General features: G+C 45.2%; 17 protein-coding genes. 7 read left to right on the top strand and 10 right to left on the bottom strand.

The features are described from left to right. Positions 1 to 7: 7 nt before the first annotated feature. On the bottom strand, positions 8 to 1,384 hold the full coding sequence (locus F0261_RS03515) for a S8 family serine peptidase (RefSeq protein WP_171337230.1): 1,377 nt from the start codon (positions 1,382 to 1,384) through the stop codon (positions 8 to 10). Between the two features lie 351 nt (positions 1,385 to 1,735). Here F0261_RS03515 and F0261_RS03510 point away from each other — a divergent pair, with 351 nt between their 5' ends. Genes F0261_RS03510 through F0261_RS03500 form a run of 3 tightly spaced genes read left to right on the top strand, consistent with a single transcriptional unit; the run spans position 1,736 to position 3,595 of the window. After that, positions 1,736 to 2,233: an RNA polymerase sigma factor gene (locus tag F0261_RS03510; RefSeq protein WP_171337229.1), complete on the top strand. Its 498-nt coding sequence runs from the start codon at positions 1,736 to 1,738 to the stop codon at positions 2,231 to 2,233. Continuing rightward, entirely contained in the window at positions 2,230 to 3,084 is an 855-nt protein-coding gene (locus tag F0261_RS03505) for a DVU3141 family protein (RefSeq protein WP_171337228.1), read from the top strand. Before F0261_RS03510 ends, F0261_RS03505 begins: the two co-directional genes overlap by 4 nt. After that, positions 3,074 to 3,595, top strand: a complete 522-nt coding sequence (locus tag F0261_RS03500; RefSeq protein WP_014980616.1) for a hypothetical protein — start codon at positions 3,074 to 3,076, stop codon at positions 3,593 to 3,595. The genes F0261_RS03505 and F0261_RS03500 overlap by 11 nt, the downstream gene beginning before the upstream one ends. 157 nt (positions 3,596 to 3,752) lie before the next feature. Here the strand turns inward: F0261_RS03500 and F0261_RS03495 are convergent, their stop codons facing one another. The 5 genes from F0261_RS03495 to F0261_RS03475 all read right to left on the bottom strand — a co-directional run bounded on the left by F0261_RS03495 (position 3,753) and on the right by F0261_RS03475 (position 9,233). Beyond that, on the bottom strand, positions 3,753 to 3,944 hold the full coding sequence (locus F0261_RS03495) for a CsbD family protein (protein WP_014951177.1): 192 nt from the start codon (positions 3,942 to 3,944) through the stop codon (positions 3,753 to 3,755). A 201-nt stretch (positions 3,945 to 4,145) separates the two neighbouring features. Beyond that, entirely contained in the window at positions 4,146 to 4,919 is a 774-nt protein-coding gene (locus F0261_RS03490; protein WP_014980615.1) for a siderophore-interacting protein, read from the bottom strand. Between the two features lie 489 nt (positions 4,920 to 5,408). Then, positions 5,409 to 6,623 carry an MFS transporter gene (locus F0261_RS03485; RefSeq protein ID WP_171337227.1) on the bottom strand — a complete coding sequence of 405 codons (1,215 nt, stop codon included), beginning with the start codon at positions 6,621 to 6,623 and terminating at the stop codon, positions 5,409 to 5,411. Between the two features lie 727 nt (positions 6,624 to 7,350). Then, entirely contained in the window at positions 7,351 to 8,244 is an 894-nt protein-coding gene (locus F0261_RS03480; RefSeq protein ID WP_171337226.1) for a GGDEF domain-containing protein, read from the bottom strand. Between the two features lie 80 nt (positions 8,245 to 8,324). Beyond that, positions 8,325 to 9,233, bottom strand: coding sequence for a hypothetical protein (locus tag F0261_RS03475; protein ID WP_171337225.1), 909 nt, complete (start codon positions 9,231 to 9,233; stop codon positions 8,325 to 8,327). Positions 9,234 to 9,428: 195 nt separating this feature from the next. Between F0261_RS03475 and F0261_RS03470 the strand changes: the two genes are divergently transcribed. Genes F0261_RS03470 through F0261_RS03460 form a run of 3 tightly spaced genes read left to right on the top strand, consistent with a single transcriptional unit; the run spans position 9,429 to position 11,206 of the window. Then, a complete protein-coding gene (locus tag F0261_RS03470) occupies positions 9,429 to 10,010 on the top strand; it encodes a DUF3299 domain-containing protein (protein WP_014980613.1) in 582 nt (193 codons plus the stop codon). Between the two features lie 5 nt (positions 10,011 to 10,015). Next, the gene (locus F0261_RS03465; RefSeq protein WP_014951169.1) at positions 10,016 to 10,462 is read left to right on the top strand and encodes a hypothetical protein; all 447 of its coding nucleotides are present in this window, start codon (positions 10,016 to 10,018) and stop codon (positions 10,460 to 10,462) included. A 15-nt stretch (positions 10,463 to 10,477) separates the two neighbouring features. After that, complete coding sequence (locus F0261_RS03460) at positions 10,478 to 11,206, top strand: DUF3299 domain-containing protein (RefSeq protein ID WP_171337224.1); 729 nt, start codon at positions 10,478 to 10,480, stop codon at positions 11,204 to 11,206. An 18-nt stretch (positions 11,207 to 11,224) separates the two neighbouring features. Here the strand turns inward: F0261_RS03460 and F0261_RS03455 are convergent, their stop codons facing one another. From F0261_RS03455 to F0261_RS03440, 4 genes are all read right to left on the bottom strand, one after another. Then, positions 11,225 to 12,022 carry a 5'-nucleotidase, lipoprotein e(P4) family gene (locus F0261_RS03455; protein WP_171337223.1) on the bottom strand — a complete coding sequence of 266 codons (798 nt, stop codon included), beginning with the start codon at positions 12,020 to 12,022 and terminating at the stop codon, positions 11,225 to 11,227. Positions 12,023 to 12,084: 62 nt separating this feature from the next. Then, on the bottom strand, positions 12,085 to 13,011 hold the full coding sequence (folE2, locus tag F0261_RS03450; protein WP_041449890.1) for a GTP cyclohydrolase FolE2: 927 nt from the start codon (positions 13,009 to 13,011) through the stop codon (positions 12,085 to 12,087). A 95-nt stretch (positions 13,012 to 13,106) separates the two neighbouring features. Further along, a complete protein-coding gene (locus F0261_RS03445) occupies positions 13,107 to 13,583 on the bottom strand; it encodes a MerC domain-containing protein (RefSeq protein WP_253819172.1) in 477 nt (158 codons plus the stop codon). A gap of 71 nt (positions 13,584 to 13,654) precedes the next feature. Further along, on the bottom strand, positions 13,655 to 14,317 hold the full coding sequence (locus tag F0261_RS03440; RefSeq protein ID WP_253819171.1) for a DUF2796 domain-containing protein: 663 nt from the start codon (positions 14,315 to 14,317) through the stop codon (positions 13,655 to 13,657). A 90-nt stretch (positions 14,318 to 14,407) separates the two neighbouring features. Between F0261_RS03440 and F0261_RS03435 the strand changes: the two genes are divergently transcribed. Next, complete coding sequence (locus F0261_RS03435; RefSeq protein WP_253819170.1) at positions 14,408 to 16,837, top strand: TonB-dependent receptor; 2,430 nt, start codon at positions 14,408 to 14,410, stop codon at positions 16,835 to 16,837. Positions 16,838 to 16,868: the final 31 nt, after the last annotated feature.

The raw sequence follows: 16,868 nt of genomic DNA, 5'->3' as shown, positions 1-16,868 counted from the left end.
GCTTAATTTAAGGCAGCACACCAAAACCGAATACGCTGTCTCGTCCGGGAGGCCCTGCATCTAAAGCTAGCTGCTGAAGTTTCAACAAGGCAGCGTTCCTTTCTTGTTTTTCGCGCAAAAAGCATGCATACAAAGCGGTGGCGCGCGGTGAAGCCATAGAGGTTCCCGTTTGCCTGATCGTTTTTCCATTAGGATGTGCGGCATCTACCGACACGCCAAACGCAGCAAAATCAACGTAATCCCCTTGGTTTGCCCACCGGTAAATTACATTAGATTTATCAACGGCCGTAATGCCTAATGTTTCTGTATAAGCCGCGGGGTACAAGGGTAAAGAGGCTGGTCCCTCGTTGCCCACTGCAGCAATGATTTGAATACCGCTCTTATCCAATTGATTTATGACCCGCGCTAAAATAGGGTTGTCGGGACCTGCAAGACTCATGTTTATGGCGTCTACCTGCTGTGATGCAAGATAGTTTAAACCTTCAATTAACGACATCAACGTAGCGCCTTGGCTAACACTATTACGCGAATAAAACACACTGGCGTTAAACACCTGGCTAGACTTTGGCAACGACGCCGCCAATAGGCTGGCTACTGCGGTACCGTGGTCTGGCGAAAAGGCAACGTCAGTTTCGCTGCCCGCATTGCCATCTTGCTCCTGATTTCGATCTTGATTATGACCAACAATAAAAGACGCTTGCGTTAGATTAACGTGTGAGAGCAGTGGGTGATTGGACGCTACATGAGTATCAACCATTCCAATGCGCAGTGGGGTTGGACAGGTTTCCAGCTTTTCACTGCTTATCTCTTGAAAAGACCCGTTCGAAGTGGGCTTGGTCTGTGATAAATAAATATGATTTCGACCAATTTGAGACTGCAAATTATGGGGCAAACTGTTGCGAATAGACGACACGTCATCCTCATCTCCTGTGACTTTAACTTTAAAGAGCCACTGAGAGAGCGCGGGCAAAAACTGAGCTTTTTGTATTTCAATATTGGCACCTTGAAAGTGTACTTTGTCGGCTTCTTCTCCTAGGAATAGCCACTCCTTTTCGACAGCCAGAAAGCCATTTTCAACCGTTACTTCATTAACAACTACCTGGCCTGAAGTCGATAAAATAGTGGTTGCTGCAGGAGCGATAAATTGGGGGGCAGGAATGTCGCCTAGTACGCCCGACGCCACTGTTGATAAGTCTCTGGCGCCTTCGATAGATGATTGCGCTTTTCGTCTTGCTTCCTCGCGAATGGCCTTTAGGTCGGAGGAGGTTCTATCAATTATCGGACGCACAGGAGACACCACTTGATTCAATGTTCCTGCTAGTTGGGCTTGTGATGTTGGTGCCGCAATCAAACTCAAAATCGCCACAATGAGTGTGTACTTCATTTTACTACCTTTACGTTAACGTTGGGGCAGAACGGTGCCTAAAGAAGGAATGGCATAAATTGTGCCATAGCCTCTATTAAAGGCCTGTGGTCCATTGTGCACAAACGTTGTTCTAAATGTGCGCTAAAGGCGAACAGGCATTTACCACTACCTTACAGTGTAGTGACGATTAGACAGAAGAAAAATTCCAATGCGACCCTTTAGACTGTTAAACATTCGCCTTGTCTAGATGGCTCATAGACCGCTGCAATACAGTGCAGCAAAAAAATAGGTCGTCGTACGTGGAATAAAAACAAAAGTGGCTCGTTAACAGGGTAGAGATAACGGGAACCCTCACAAAGGTACATGAAAATGAAAGATGAGTTGACTGAACTCGTCCCGTCATTGCGAAAATTTGCATATTCGTTGACGGGTAACATGCATGATGCTGATGATTTACTTCAGAACACGCTTGAACGGCTATTGAGTAAACCGCTTCCTGAGCAAGTTACATTAATGGCTTGGGCATTTAGAGTGTGCCGCAACTGTTGGATAGACGAATACAGAGCGAAGAAAGTTAGAACCAATGCGACTGATGCCATTTCCTATGAAGCGCAATCGGCGAATAGCTGCAATGACATAGATGACGCTATAACGCAGACAATTACGCTTAAACAAGTCTCAAGCGCTATGGATGAGTTACCCTGTGAGCAAAGAGAAACCCTTTCTTTGGTTGCTGTACAAGGGATGAGTTACGCGGATGCTTCTGAAGTGTTGCAGGTACCGACGGGCACCATTATGAGCCGTCTTGCCAGAGCGAGAGCAAAAATATCAAACTTACTAAATGGTCAAAACGAGGTGCTATCGTGATCTTAACTGACGAAAAACTCTCAGCATTTTTAGATGGAGAGTTAGATACCGCTGAGATGGATCTGGTTCGTGAAGCGATAGCGCACGATGTTACCGTTTCTGACCGACTCGCCGCACTTGCAGAAGTGGATAGAGTTGTGAAGGTGGCTGCAGAAAAAGCGACAGCAGTGGCGCTGCCTAAAGAAATCGTGGCACTTTTGAGTGATGAAAAACCGTTAAGCCAGGCAAGCGACGTAAAGGTATCCGATACAAGCTTAGCCAGCGTAAGCGCTGCAAAGCAAGGCTCTGTAAATCAAAGCCCTGCGGAAAACGTTAAGCCGTTTCCAAACAAAGCGAATTCAACTAATAGTGCGCCACATAAACAAGCGAAATGGAAGGGGCCTTTTGCAATAGCTGCGAGTGTGGCGGTATTAGCGGGCTTAGTGTTCTTTAATCAACAGGGCGCTGAAACAACGCAGCCTTCTCATTGGGCGAGAGTATCATCGGTACTCGACAGTAACCTAACTGGCGAAGCAACAACTTTTGATTCGGGCGTGACTGTTACGCCGCAGTTGTCTTTCGTAAATACGGAGTTTAACTACTGTAGACAGGCTGAAGTCGCATCGAAAGATGAACTAAATGTAATGATTGCTTGTAAAGATAAGCAAGGTGCGTGGCAGCTTGCCGCTAGCAAATTGGACGAGCTAGGTGAGAATGCAGGTCAATATCAAACCGCCACTAGCGTTAAAGTAATGGAAGAAGAGTTAGACAAAATGATGGCGTCTGCGCCATTAAACCGAGAGCAAGAGAAAAACGCAATTGAAGCAACTTGGCTAGCTGACAAGTCCGAAGGAATAAATGATGAAAACTAAAATTATGTTAGTACTTGCGGTATTAATTATGGCGGGCTGCGCCAGTCAACCCGATTATAGACAGGCCAAAAAAGGCGGCTATGGCTACACGGAAAGTAAGTTGAGTGATACCCAATACCGCGTGCATTTCAAAGCGAAGGGGTCTGATAAAGGCAAGGCGATGGATTACGCCATGCTCCGTGCTGCCGAACTTACGTTATTAGAAGGTTACGACTGGTTTGTAGTGACTGATCGAGAGACCTTAGTAGATAAGGAGACCGTGCAAACCACACCTACCGCAGGCTTTAGCCAGCGATATGCACGGGTTACCGAGTGCGGTGTGCTCACTTGCAGAACGTCCTACCACCCTACTACCCAATTCGAAACGGGTGTATTTGTAGGGGGCTCTCAGCAAAGTGAGATCGAAAGTATCTTGAGCATTGAGATAGGCAAAGGTACGCGTCCAACGTCGGCAACGAGCTTTGACGCAAGGGAAGTTCGCGATAACTTACAGCCTAAGACGGAAGAGTGATAAAAAATCAAAGGGCATAACCTTCCTTGACTACGACACAAATAAAAAGGGCCGCTGCATTATGCAGCGGCCCTTTTAGTAGCAGTAAAGATTAACAACATAGTGATACCAGATTGTTATACTGCCAGTGTCTTAATTCATATAATGAAGACGGCGATTAATTAAAATAACCATCGACCTCTTTTTCAGCTTCGTCACGGCTTTTGCCATAAGCTTGTTGAATCTTACCTACTAGTTCTTCACGTCGACCGTCAATTACATCTAGGTCGTCATCGGTAAGTTTGCCCCACTTTTGCTGCACCTTACCTTTCATTTCTTTCCAATTACCTTCAATACGATCACTGTTCATAACTTGCTCTCCTTATCCAAACAATTGGTTAAAAAAACTGGCGGAATAATTGGCCAGTTATTTTCTTAGCAGCAAATGCTGTTCCATTGTGTAGGTGCTTGAAAGTATTGAATTTGTTGTTTATGAGAATTCTGCCGTACAGTTGTTTTTTATGCAGAATTTACAAGTTCTTGCAAAGCCTACAGGAAGCATTGTCATCAACTAGGCCAATGTTTTAGCATACGCTTCACTGTCCTGCCTTTTTTCTATTTTATGTTGATCTTCGCTGCGGCCTTTCTTCCAGTAGCTGCTAATGTAAATATTCTCGTGCGCCACGGATTTTTCGTCCTTGAGCCATGCCCGAATCGCCCGCATATCAGAAAATTCACACGCCACCCAAACTGTGGGGTTTCCGTCGAGCCAAGTTAACTGGTCAAGGCGGGAAGGTAAAGATTGCTCATGTTCCCATATCACCGTTACTCCTTCGGGCTTTTTAAGTGTAACCGCATCCTTTTCGTCTTCAATTTTAATCACGGCGTAGCCTTTGGTTTGCACAGGAAGCTCGGCGAGGTGATTTCTAATACTAGGAAGCGCTGTCATGTCGCCAGCCAACAGTATCCAATCATATTGCTCGCTTAGTCCCTTACTAGAACCGGGCCCTGCGAGCGTGATGATGTCGCCGGGCTTTGTACTTGTTGCCCATGCCGACGCAGGGCCAGTTTTACCACCATCGGCATGGATAACCATATCCAGAACCATTTCAGGCTTCTCTGCGTCAAAGTGCGCAACTGTATAGGTGCGCATTGCCACTTGGCTTGTGTCTGTGGGGCGTTTCAGCGGGTTTCCTTCTAGGTCGAACATAAGTTTAATGTACGCACCTGCAGTGACCGAGGGAAAGGTAAAAAGGTCTTCCCCACTAAGGTGTACACGCTGCATATTTGGGGTAATTCGGACTGATTGGGTGACAATAGCTCTGCGAGGTTGCGGTTTAGACATTAGCTTACTCCTGTAATCTTGAGTAACTATTTTATTTAGTAATAATTCTCATTTCTATTTCTAAAGGTGAAATGATCAGGATTGTTTAGTTCTATTTTTTAGATTAACTGATTGGTCTTAAGAGAAACTAATGCGAATAAAATAGATAGGTGTACGTTGGGTTAGCACTATAAAAGTAAGCGAGGAATACGCACTGGAAAAGGAAAGATTAGAGCAAAAGAAAAGGGGCTAAATAGCCCCTTTAAAAACCACAACATAACTTGGAAAACACATTTACACACCACAAAGACGCACACTCAACGACTTCATGTATAAGTTAAGATAGCCTAATTATAAAAAGGTTCCGCTTTTTTAAAAATAAAAGGTAAAAAAATAAATACCTTTGAAATAGGCGTATTACTGTCACCTGTCAGGCTGGCATTAATTCGCTAAGGCCTGTTTAGCTTTGATGACGAATTGGGCCAAATGTATAGCAACGGTTAACAGGCCCTAGCCAACGTGTCTTATTCTTCGCAATGTTATGTAGACGACGCACGTGGTTACTGCGATTAGCGCTGACGCTATAGCGAACGGAAGCGCGATATCCAATTGGTAAATGAAAGCTGCCAGTGGCGGACCTATTACGTAGCCCATGGCAGTCGTTGCTGTAATTAATCCAGTGACAGTGGCTTGTTGAGAGGGGGCACAGTAGGTCGTTGCCGCAGCTGCCAAAGATGGGTAGGCCATTCCCATACCTAAACCCATTAATGTCATGGCCGCATAAAGCATAAATAACGAATGTTGAAGAAAGAGCAGTAAGTAGGCTAAGCCCAATAGCGGAAGCGCGATAGTGATCATCGCTTCTTTGCTTATTCGGCCTTTTTGTACCCACCCCAATTGGGCTGTGAGAGACGCGGCAGCACTGACCATCATCGCGAAACCCACTTGCCGAGCAGCGTCTACGGGTGAATAGTCGTAAAAATCGATAAAAAAGAAACCCAGTGATTGCTGCATCATCGCCATTGCGCAAAATACACAAATACATGCGGCGACGAATACATAAGGTACTTTGCTAGGCGCTTGGTCATTGTCGCTAGTCTGCTGAGCGTTTTTTTGCTGAGACAAAGGCGGCAGAACAGGTAGCTTAAAATATACCAATGTAAGCGCCAGTAAGGTTAGCAACACGATGCTGTACAACGGTGCCAATAAGCCAAAACCGACTAAAAGCCCAGCGTAGGCGGGCCCCACAATTTGCCCTACGTTGCTTGCAGAGGTGACTTTGCTGATTGCACTTACTCTACTTTGGGGCGTACTGATGGCGACGGCATAACCTACCGCAGAAGGCGGAGTTGCAGACATAATGGTTGATTGCAGACTTCGGCTTATCAACAATGCCAAAAACAAATTGGTGCCGCTTATAATGCCAGAAAAACCTGCCATCCATGCACTAGCGAAGGCAAACGTGCCCAAGCTATAACCCGACAGACCAACCATTAAAATACGTTTAAAGCCCGCACGCTTAGCGACCTTGCTCCACACATTCGTACCGAACGCAAAGATAAGTGCAGAGCTAGACATAATAGTGGCAATGTGGAATTCAGAAAGGTTCGCCTGTCGCCCCATAGAAGGGAGCGTGGTAAGCATAACGCTTTGGCCAACAGACGTAGCGAGCAACGCACAAAAAAGAACTCTAAAAACGATAGTAGATGCAGACGGCGAAAGCACGCAGGTAGCCCTTTTGGTAGGCGATAAAGAAACAACGCAATTTTATCACAAATGAAGATAAAAAAATGCCCGCCAAAGGCGGGCCAAAATCAGAGGTATGTAAAGGCCGGGATGGGCCTTTGAGGGGAGAGGGTAGTCGTCGGATGACAACTCACTAGTAACATCGACGACATTACCAGTGTCCTCACTATGGTCTCGCTGAAGCAACACACATGTACATTCAACGAATCCAAATTGGGTCAACAATCCCTTGCTGCACGAGACATCACTGTCGGTGCTTGCGATGTAGGTACTCAGAGCTTGTTTGCAATCCTTATGAAACAAGTGCCTTGCATCCTGCGAGTTTAATTAGGTTGTCTTTTACCTAACCTCATCATCGACCAGCAATTTAACGAATCTTCTACAGGCATCCATTAGTTACAATACTGACACATCCGTTTTTCCTTGGTGACACACTCCATGCACTTCCCATGTCGTCACCTTCAGTATTTGTCATCTACGCAATTTGGCCTCTCCGTCGCTAAAGCTGTCCTAGCTACAAACTGCGTTCTGTATTTATCCGTTAGTCTAATGTATGCGTGATCTGTGCCAGGTTGTGTTGTTTCGTTTTTGGTTTTTTAAGGTATTGAATTTTATGGATAATTTTGTTTTTTTGAAAAGGCTGAAAATATATTGAAAGGTGCAATGAGAAAAGATGTGAATATTTTTCCTAGTGACATGTCTCAAATTACAAACAATTAAATATTACGGTTTTGCCTCTACCAGACTCTTTGGCTTGGTAGAGTGCTATGTCTGTATTTTCCAAAACAGAGGTGACGCTTTGCGAGGTTGATATAGCCATTAAACCTGCTGAAAAGGTGAGTTTAATTTCATTAGATAGTTCATCTTGAGAAGTTTCTTTTAATGAGCAGCGAAACACGTCGAGGGAAGCTAGCGCCTCTTTTAACGAAATTTTATCGAAAATAAATAGAAACTCCTCTCCGCCTAAGCGTCCCATTAATACATTGTCAGTGAAGTGTTCACGCGCGACTTTGGAAAATAGACGTAATGCATCGTCGCCCACCTTATGTCCGTATTTATCGTTTATCATTTTAAAGAAATCGATGTCTAGCATGGCCACACAAAAATCATGGCCATTCTGTGCAAGGTTATTAATTTGAGCATCTAGCAGCTCTAAGGTTTTACCTCTATTGAAGAAGCGCGTTAATGAATCTGTTGTTGCTAATTTTTCCAATCTCCTCTGGTAGCGAATGCGTTTAGCGTATAGCAGAAAAAGCGATATACTTAGAAGGAATAGAAGCCCTGCCAAGGCTCCAAAAAGGTAGTTGCGCTGTTTATTGAGATTGAGTTTTTCAGCTTGTAGTCGAGTTACCTTTTTTAAATTAGTATTTTCCTCTTGAATTTCGTCTAATTCGTATAGCGTCCTGATGACTTGAACCCTTGATTTGTCGAGTGATTGTGACACTGTCTCACTAAGCGAGATAAAATTTTTAAGCGCATTAATTTGTGATCGCTCGTTATTGCTAGTTTCCATAATCGACAATCTAAGGTGCGCCGCCTCAAGGTTTTGCTGTCCCGGCTTTTTTCCTTTCAATAACGCTTCGGCCTCTTCCAATCGCAACAAGGCTACTTCGATATCTCCATTGGAAAGCGCCAACTTCGAGAGAGCAAGCAGTGCGTCAAAAAAAAGGGTCTTGTTATCTAAATTGCTGGCGAGTAAAAGGGCCGTTTCGTAGTAAGAGCGGACAACCTCAATACTTTTTTTTTGTCTGCTTGGCGTAGCAACAATTTTCCTTTTCCTAGCAGTGAGCGGGCTAGTAAAGGTGTGTCTTTAATATGTTGGGCAATCTCTATGGCTTGGTCGAAATATTCTTCTGAGCTCTCGGCATTTAATAATTCGTATTCTACTAGCGCAATTTTTTCGGCGAAGCGCCCTTGGACCAGTGCATTGTTTTTCTTTTTCGAAAAGTCATAAGCTTCTAGTAAATAGTTTCTTGCATCTTCATATCTGGACAGTTCTAAATAAACAGTTCCAATTAACCCGGCAATATGAGGTGCTGAAATTTGCGTTTTAAACTGTATGGCCATTTCATAGGCCACCAAGTAGTTATCCAGTGCTAATTGGTGTTCTTGTATGCTTTCAAAGACTGTGCCGAGCGTCATAAGAACGCCAATGTTTAATTGTATGATGCCATTGTTGATAGACCACTTCTTTACTGAATTAAGTAGCTTTATCGCAGTCATTACTTCGCCAGTATTAGCATAAATCTTGGCTTGTAGCATCTTCAGACGTTGCCGCATCAAACCTTCTGTATTGATGTTGCGTAAACCGGCTTCCACTAAGTTTAGTGCTGCATCATATTCACCGCGTTTTTCCTTGCCCAGTGCATACAAATAAAGCCATTTGTGTCGCTCTGGGTGAGCGTCATTTTCTTCTAATAAGGTTTTTAACTTAGTCATTTCTATTTCTGGATTACGATGCAGTGCTTTAATGCCCTTGATAACGTCATCGTTAGGTGCCAAGTTTAATTGAGTATTAGCAATTGCTAATTTATTTAAGAAAAAGAAGGTCATCAAAAAGGTTAGGGCGATGAAACCAAGTTTGGGCATGTGAAGGCGTTCCGTCTGCTTTCAGGTTTTCTCTCCAATAACTATAGCCTTGTTTCAAGGTTGCGTGAGAATACAAGAAAAAAATTAATAACCAAGGCCTTTAAACAGCGTTTTAAAAGGATAAACGTTTATCACAATTCACTACGTTGTGATATGTTATAACGTGATTGTTGAATAATATGTTAGGTCACCTTTGTGAAATTTTTTGCTATGCACACTAGCGTTAAATTGGGTTTAGTTGCTGCACTATTGATTTTAATTAGCACATTAAGCCAAACCCAAGCCGCCGATTACGAGGAAATTGACTGGGTTGCCCTTATGCCCGAGGACGATTTGAGCGCGCTTTTAAACAGGCCTGAGTTTTTAAACGATATTGCCGATGGCTCTGCCGCCGACTCTGTCGATGACTTTGCTTCAAAGCAGCTAGAAGATGAACAAGCACAGCGATACCAACAAGCGTTAGTGTCAACGCGAGTAATAGAGGCGTTTGACGGGAAGGCGATTCGCATCCCTGGATTTATTGTGCCTTTAGAACAAAACGATGAGCAAAAAGCGACGGCTTTTTTCGTCGTTCCTTATTTTGGGGCTTGCTTACACATGCCACCACCGCCGCCAAATCAAATTTTGTATGTTGAATACAAAGAAGGCATTGCAGTTGAGAACTTGTACGACCCTTATTGGTTTGAAGGCACGGTAAAAATAGACAACCACGAAAGCGCACTAGGTACATCTGCCTATTCGTTAGTGCTAGACAGCTTCGCGCTTTACGAGGAGTAACTGATATGAAAAAAACAGTCGTTGCAGCTACCGTTTTATCAAGTCTTATAGCATTTCATAGTACTGCGTGTGAACTACACGCAGGTATGGGAAACATGCAATTTGGCTTTCAGCACCCCATGATGCAACAGCATTTAGCGGCAGCTAAGGAGCCACTTATTTCGCTCAATATCGACAGAAAGCGAGAAGTGGCTAAGCTTGAGGCGTCAGCCGTTCCGCTGCGATTTACCATTCCTTCGAACTACAAAGAAGTTAGCGTAGATGTGATGGCAAGTGATGGCGTAACGCTACTTTCGCCGCAGCGCTTTTCTCTGCCGTCTACAAAGGGCGAACAAGCCATTAGCTTTCAGGCACAAGAAGAAGGCACGCACGAACTTGTTCTAAAGGTCTATGCGCTTAAAAAGAATGTGCCGGTAACTTACACCCGCAAAGTCAAAATTTTAGCAAGTTAAAAGCTAGGATAATGTATGAAGCGCGCCACGTACGTTTTACTGGCTTCTCTTATTGCTTTGATTGCATTGGGCGCGCTGGTGGGGCTCGGCCTGAGGGGCAAGCTTGATAGCGTAATTGAGCGCTTTTTCGAGAATAACACGGCGATTTATCAAGACAGCCACAGGTTAACTACAGTTCAACAGTTCCAACCCTTATCGTGGGACGCGCTGTTACCTGATGCCGAAAAGGCGCTGTTGGGCAAGACCCAATCGACTCAAGATCCTCAGCAGAATTTACCCCTTCATGAAAAGATATTTCAGTCTATTCAACGCACATTTGACGATGAATACCAGCAAGCGCTTATCTCAGTGAATACGGTTGATACATTTAACGGCAAGTACGTCGAACTCAGCGGGTTTATTGTGCCTGTAGAGGCCAATGCACAGCGAGAAATAACGGCGTTCTTCATTGTGCCTTATTTCGGCGCGTGTATTCATTACCCACCACCGCCACCGAATCAAATTGTGTTTGTTTCGTTGAATAATACCCACGAGCAAGGCGGTATTAGAGGAATAGACATCCAGCAGGCGTATACGTTCTCGGGTGAGTTTTCTACCGGGTTGTATGAAGACCCTCAGGGCACATCCGCTTACTTACTGGATGTGGTAGAAATAAAGCCCTATTCAGGGCTGGGAAATGGCATTAACGATGACAACGCTAATTTAACGAACGGCGCTTTCCATATAGAAAGCGACATTCGTTGATTTTACTTTATCAATGGTCTACCAAGAACCATACATGGGGTTTGGCAGAATAAAAATCTCTGTGCCCACTCGTGGCATGAGCAACTCAACGTTGGCAGATTCTTGGGTTACGCCGCCCACATCTTCAATGTTGTCGCCAATTTGCATGATAATAGTGTGAGGCGCAGCCCACGTAGACGTCGCGTCTTTAGACGTATTCGAACATGCGATCTTGCCCTGGGTAAGCTGCATTCTGCGCAAGTCTTTGTCATTAACCATACCTTCTTGGCCTACCGCTTCTTTGTCTTCAGCAGTGCGGCCAACAACACAGGTATTACTTGAGGTAAGCGGCAAACCTTGCGCCAAAAGGTTATTCCACGTGTGACTATCAAGCGCTTTATTGCGATTCGTAATAAGCGCCACCTTGCCATTTCGTGCAACTACTTCATCGATGAAAGCGGCTACACCAGGCACCAGTGTGGCTTCTTCACGTTTTACCCATTCGGCCCAGCTTTGTGAAGAATATCCCAAGCCAGCACTTTCCCGTTCTTTTTGATAGGTGCTATTGTCTAGCACGGTTTCATCAACATCCATCACCACAACATCGCCATTAGCAAAACGCGTAGGTAGCGCTGAAATAGCTTGGCCATACACAAAACTTGAAAGAACAGGGTACTCTTTGCTGCTGGTTTGATATATCACGGCATTTGACAGAGTGTGTGATTTTACACCAGCAAGCGGGGTTGATGGCGTAGACGAGCACGCCGCAATGGCTGATACTGCAGCGCCTATGCACGCTGCTTTGCTAATGTAAGAGAGCTTGTTAAGAGATAACAATGTTATTTTCCTTTTATTGTTTCTTCCGCCTACCGGTTTCAACACCCAAATTATGTCTGAATTTATCGATAAACTGGGCCTGATAATTCAGCAATGGCGTCGTGTGCATGCAGACTTTCTTGATGTTCTACTTTTACACGAAAATAGGTAGCTTGGTAATACGTACTTAACGCTTCATGCAGTCGCCTTACCGAATCTTCTACAAACATTAGGTTTTCAGCATTACGCTTGGCAAACGCCTGTTCATCTTCACGCTTAACTGCGGTTTGAAGCGGTGTGCCTAACGCGTTTTCTACCAAGTCTACAATGCCAACAAAATCGGGGATCTCGTTGTCGCTTAAATCTAGGGTTATATCGGCAAAGGAACGCTGTGCATGCGCCGTGGCGATGCTGGCTTGTTTAGAAGCGAGCCAAGCGCCCATTTCTTCCACGGATAAACCTTTTCCTTCGAATTGCTGCACAAATACTTCTGATAACGCCTTGCGAGAGAGGGAGGCCGAACAAGGACAAGTACTAGAGTACGGTACTCTTAACTTAAGCTGTGCCTCATAACGTTCAGGTGATCGTCTTACGCAAAGTGAAGCAGGGTACGATTGATATCCTGACATCCTACTTATGAGCGCCGGACGCGACACGGTGAGGTCAAAGTGTAAATTAAGCTGGGCGCTGTTGCTCAGCCCATCTTGAGACTCGATAAGCGCGTTCATTAACGACACAAGTGCCGACTTATGTAAGTCTTGGTTGCTCAAATATCGCTGCAGCAAGCTATACAATCGAGACATGTGAATGCCTTTGGCATTGGGGTGATCTAAACTCACTGTTACATCGACTTTTGCTTGGCTGGCTAATCGCTCACCGCGCTTACCTAGCACATGCAGAGGGATAGCAATGCCCTGCATGCCTACACTATCAATAACCGGAAGTTGCGCAGTGGAATGCTCTGTAGTGACATCGGGAAGTACCGTGTCGGAATGATTGAAACTAGACAAAATAACCTCTGAATGAGACCTCAAAAACGGCTTACATCACTCATATTGCGAGCGTCGCTCGATAAGAATTGCCCGCTTTTGAGGTTATGATGAAACTAATAGGGTTGTGATGGGGTGGTCTCGCGCTCTTCGCAAATAGGTTCCTGCACGGTCGACCTAAGCCTATAGTTGATAAGGTGCGCACCAACGATAATAAACGACGCGATTACCGTGATTATCACTTCACCATATTCACCAAGCACTTCGTGTCCTAAGCCTATCCACTCAACGAGCAGCGGACTACTTAAAAGTGTTAGGCCAAAAACGCCAGCAAACACTACCCACTTATTTTTGTGATGTAGGTAGCCTAGTGAAAGTGCAAGAACCCCAATGGGCAACACGAAGAACAGTAATATTTGATGGAAGGTTTCATCATTGAGAATTGACACACCTGCCAATGCAGGTATGGAAATTAATAAAATAGGCGTTAATAAACAATGTATTACGCAAAGGGATGAAAGGAGCATAGCGAGCCTGTCTGAAATGAACTGCACTTTTGGCATTGCGCTGCTTCCTTGATATATCGAATTCATAATATGTCCGAAAATTGCTATGGCGCAGCTATAATGGGTGAAGCTTGCGCCTGAGAGAGTAAAAAATCTAACTAGCTGCTTATCAGTAAGGTTGGCTGACTTGGAGTTATCTCCAGTGCGCCTTGTCCTTTGTTGGTTACCCAAATTGCATTAATATGCTGCAGGCTTGGCCAATGGGGAAACCCTGTCATCTCAATACGTTTTATGGGGCCTTGGCAACTAAGCAAATATGCGACACGAAAATCAGAATGCGTGTTGCGATGGGCATGGCCTTCGTGTTCACTTTCATGCTCGTCATGCTCGTCATGCTCGTCATGCTCGTCATGCTCGTCATGCTCGTCATGCTCGTCATGCTCGTCATGCTCGTCGGCGATTTCCCATGGGCTTTCAAGTGTGGTATCGAGTAATTCACACGTATTGCTTAGGGTAAAAATGTCGTCAAAGCGCTGAAAAACCTTTTGCGTTTCTTCATAACGTTTTTTCTCGCTAGTCGTGGATGGCGCGTATTCAAACCCCAGAACATCAGCAGCAGGCAGCTGCAGCACAAACTGCCACTCACTTCCCGCTTGTAGGATTTGTAGTTTGCCTTCGCCGTGAGTATGAGGCGCAGCATGAACAGCGTTGATACCCATCCCAGCCAAGTTTAGTCCTACAAAAGTACCTACCTTAAGAAAAGTTGAAGAGGCGCGTAGCGCTTTTTGTGAATTCTTCCACGTAATAGAAATGGTTTTCATTTTTACCTCTTGCGTAAACGTTACAATATAACATACCATAAAAATAGAGTTGATACATTATCACATTACACAAATTCAGAGGTTAGAATAATGAAACTGTCTCGATTGGCGTTAGGCTTATCGCTTTCAGCGCCTGCGTTGCTATTAGCATCTCCGTCAGTGCTGGCACAAACACTTTCTGGCACGGTAACTAATGCAGCCGGAAAGCCGCTCGCCAATGCCACTGTTGAAATTGAGGCGCTAAAGCGTGTTACCAGCACTAACGAGCTGGGCGAGTTTACTTTCTCTGACGTAAAGGAGGGCGACTATACGCTTCACATATTCGCCTCTGGCTTCGCTCACTTACATGAGCGTACGCAAGTTCAATCTGACAACGCGGGTGGCGCTAACTTTGTCTTGGCGCGTAGTGCTATCGAAGTGATTGACGTGCACGCTACGCCTATGCATTTATCGGTGATGGAATCGGCCACACCAGTGAGCGTGTTATCTGGCGAAACCCTACGTCGTCAACAAGCGGCCACGCTGGGCGATACACTAGAAAAATTACCCGGCGTACAGTCTAACTTCCATGGCAACGTTGCGAGCACGCCAATCATTCGTGGACTTAGTGGCCCACGGGTACTGATTACTCAAAATGGCTTGGATGTGAGCGACGTTTCCCGTGTTGGTCCCGACCACGCAGTAGCAAGTGAAGCCTCAACTGCTAAACAAATTGAAGTGCTGCGTGGGCCAGCAACCCTGTTCTTCGGAAGCGGTGCGATAGGTGGTGTGGTGAACGTAGTGGACCAACGTGTGCCCACGTCCACTGAAACGCGTGGTGAATTTGTATTAGAAACGCAAACCGTTAACGACCAGAAACTTGGAACGTTTAACGTGACTACTGGCGTGGACAACATGGCCTTCTATGCTGACGGTTTTTATCGCGATTCAAATGATTATGAAACACCTGTTGCCCCTGATATTGATGATCCAGATGGCGCCCATGTGGTTGAAAACAGTAACGAAGAATCGAATGGATTTACGTTAGGGACCAGCTACTTATTCGACCAAGGCTATGTTGGCGTAGCGGTAGAGCGATTCGAGCGAGAATACGGCGTGCCTGGGCACAGTCACGGCGGAGATACTTCGGTATTCGCTGATCTTGAGCAAACGAAGTATCAGCTTTTAGGTGAGTACAACTTTACCAGTGATTTTTTGCAAAGTGTTCACTTTAGAGCGGGCTATACCGATTATGAACATGCTGAAGTTGAGGGCGGTTTAGTAGGTACCACTTTTAGTAATGAAACCGAAGAACTTCGCGTAGAGTTATTGCATAAACCCATGGCTGGCTGGCGCGGTGGTATCAGCCTTCATTACAAAGGGAGCGATGTATTTGCTCAAGGCGAAGAAGCCTTTACACCACCTTCAGAAATGGAGATGTTTGCTATAGCACTCATGGAAGAGCGTCACTTTGGTGATTTTCTGGTTCAGTTAGGGGCCCGTGCAGAAAGAGTAACACTGGACGCTTCGAGTGTGCTGCTGCCCGAGTTGGATGCTCACGACCATGGCGATGAACACGAACACGAACATGACGACCACGATCACGATGAGCAGGCTCACGACGAACATGAACATGAAGGCAGCGAGTTCATACGACAGTTCGCGGTAGATCAAGAGTTTACCCCTATATCACTGTCGGCAGGTGTGGTTTATACCATTAATGAAAGCTATAACGTGGGCGTTTCACTTTCCCGATCAGAGCGTGCGCCTTCAGCGTCCGAGCTTCTGTCCTTTGGCCCTCATATTGGCACCCGTACTTATGAAGTTGGCGCGCTGTTTGATTTGTCAGAGGAAGACACATTTGTACTTTCTCAAACGCCTATTGATTTGGAGACTGCCAACAATATCGACCTAACGTTCAGAAAAACACAAGGTGATGTTGGTTTTGTATTTAACGCGTTTTATAACCAAGTAGATAACTATTATTTCCAAGACGAAACTGGCCTATTCGCTGAAAGCGGTCATGACCATGCTCACGATGAAGAAGGCCACGGTGAAGAAGAGCATAGCGAAGATGAACACAGCGATGAATTACCTGTTTACCTGTTTGGTTCAGCTGACGCCATTCTTCATGGTTTTGAGTTACAAGTTGCCTGGCAGACCACTGACAACCTAAAACTAGATTTCTTCGCCGACTACGTTAAAGCCCGCCTTAAAGATGGTGGCGCACTGCCTCGCACTTCGCCCATGCGAGTGGGCTCACACGTTGCCTACACGTTAGATCACATTCGCGCAGATTTAGACATCACATATTTTGCAAAACAAGACGATATCTCGACGTTCGAGACTGAAACGGACGGCTACACCCTTGTTGATGCTTCAATCACGTACGATATTCCTTTGGGAGATATTGATTTATCGGTTTACCTGAGCGGTGAAAACCTAACCGACGAAGAAGCGCGCGTTCACACCTCATTTTTGAAAGATATTGCACCACGTCCGGGTAGAAACTTTGCTTTCGGCGTACGCGGTTATTTCTAAGATCAGCTTATAAAAAAGAATTATTGATAGG

The organism is Alteromonas sp. 07-89-2, assembly GCF_013113925.1.
GTDB classification, from domain to species: domain Bacteria; phylum Pseudomonadota; class Gammaproteobacteria; order Enterobacterales; family Alteromonadaceae; genus Alteromonas; species Alteromonas macleodii.
This window is presented reverse-complemented; position numbering and strand designations above follow the sequence as displayed.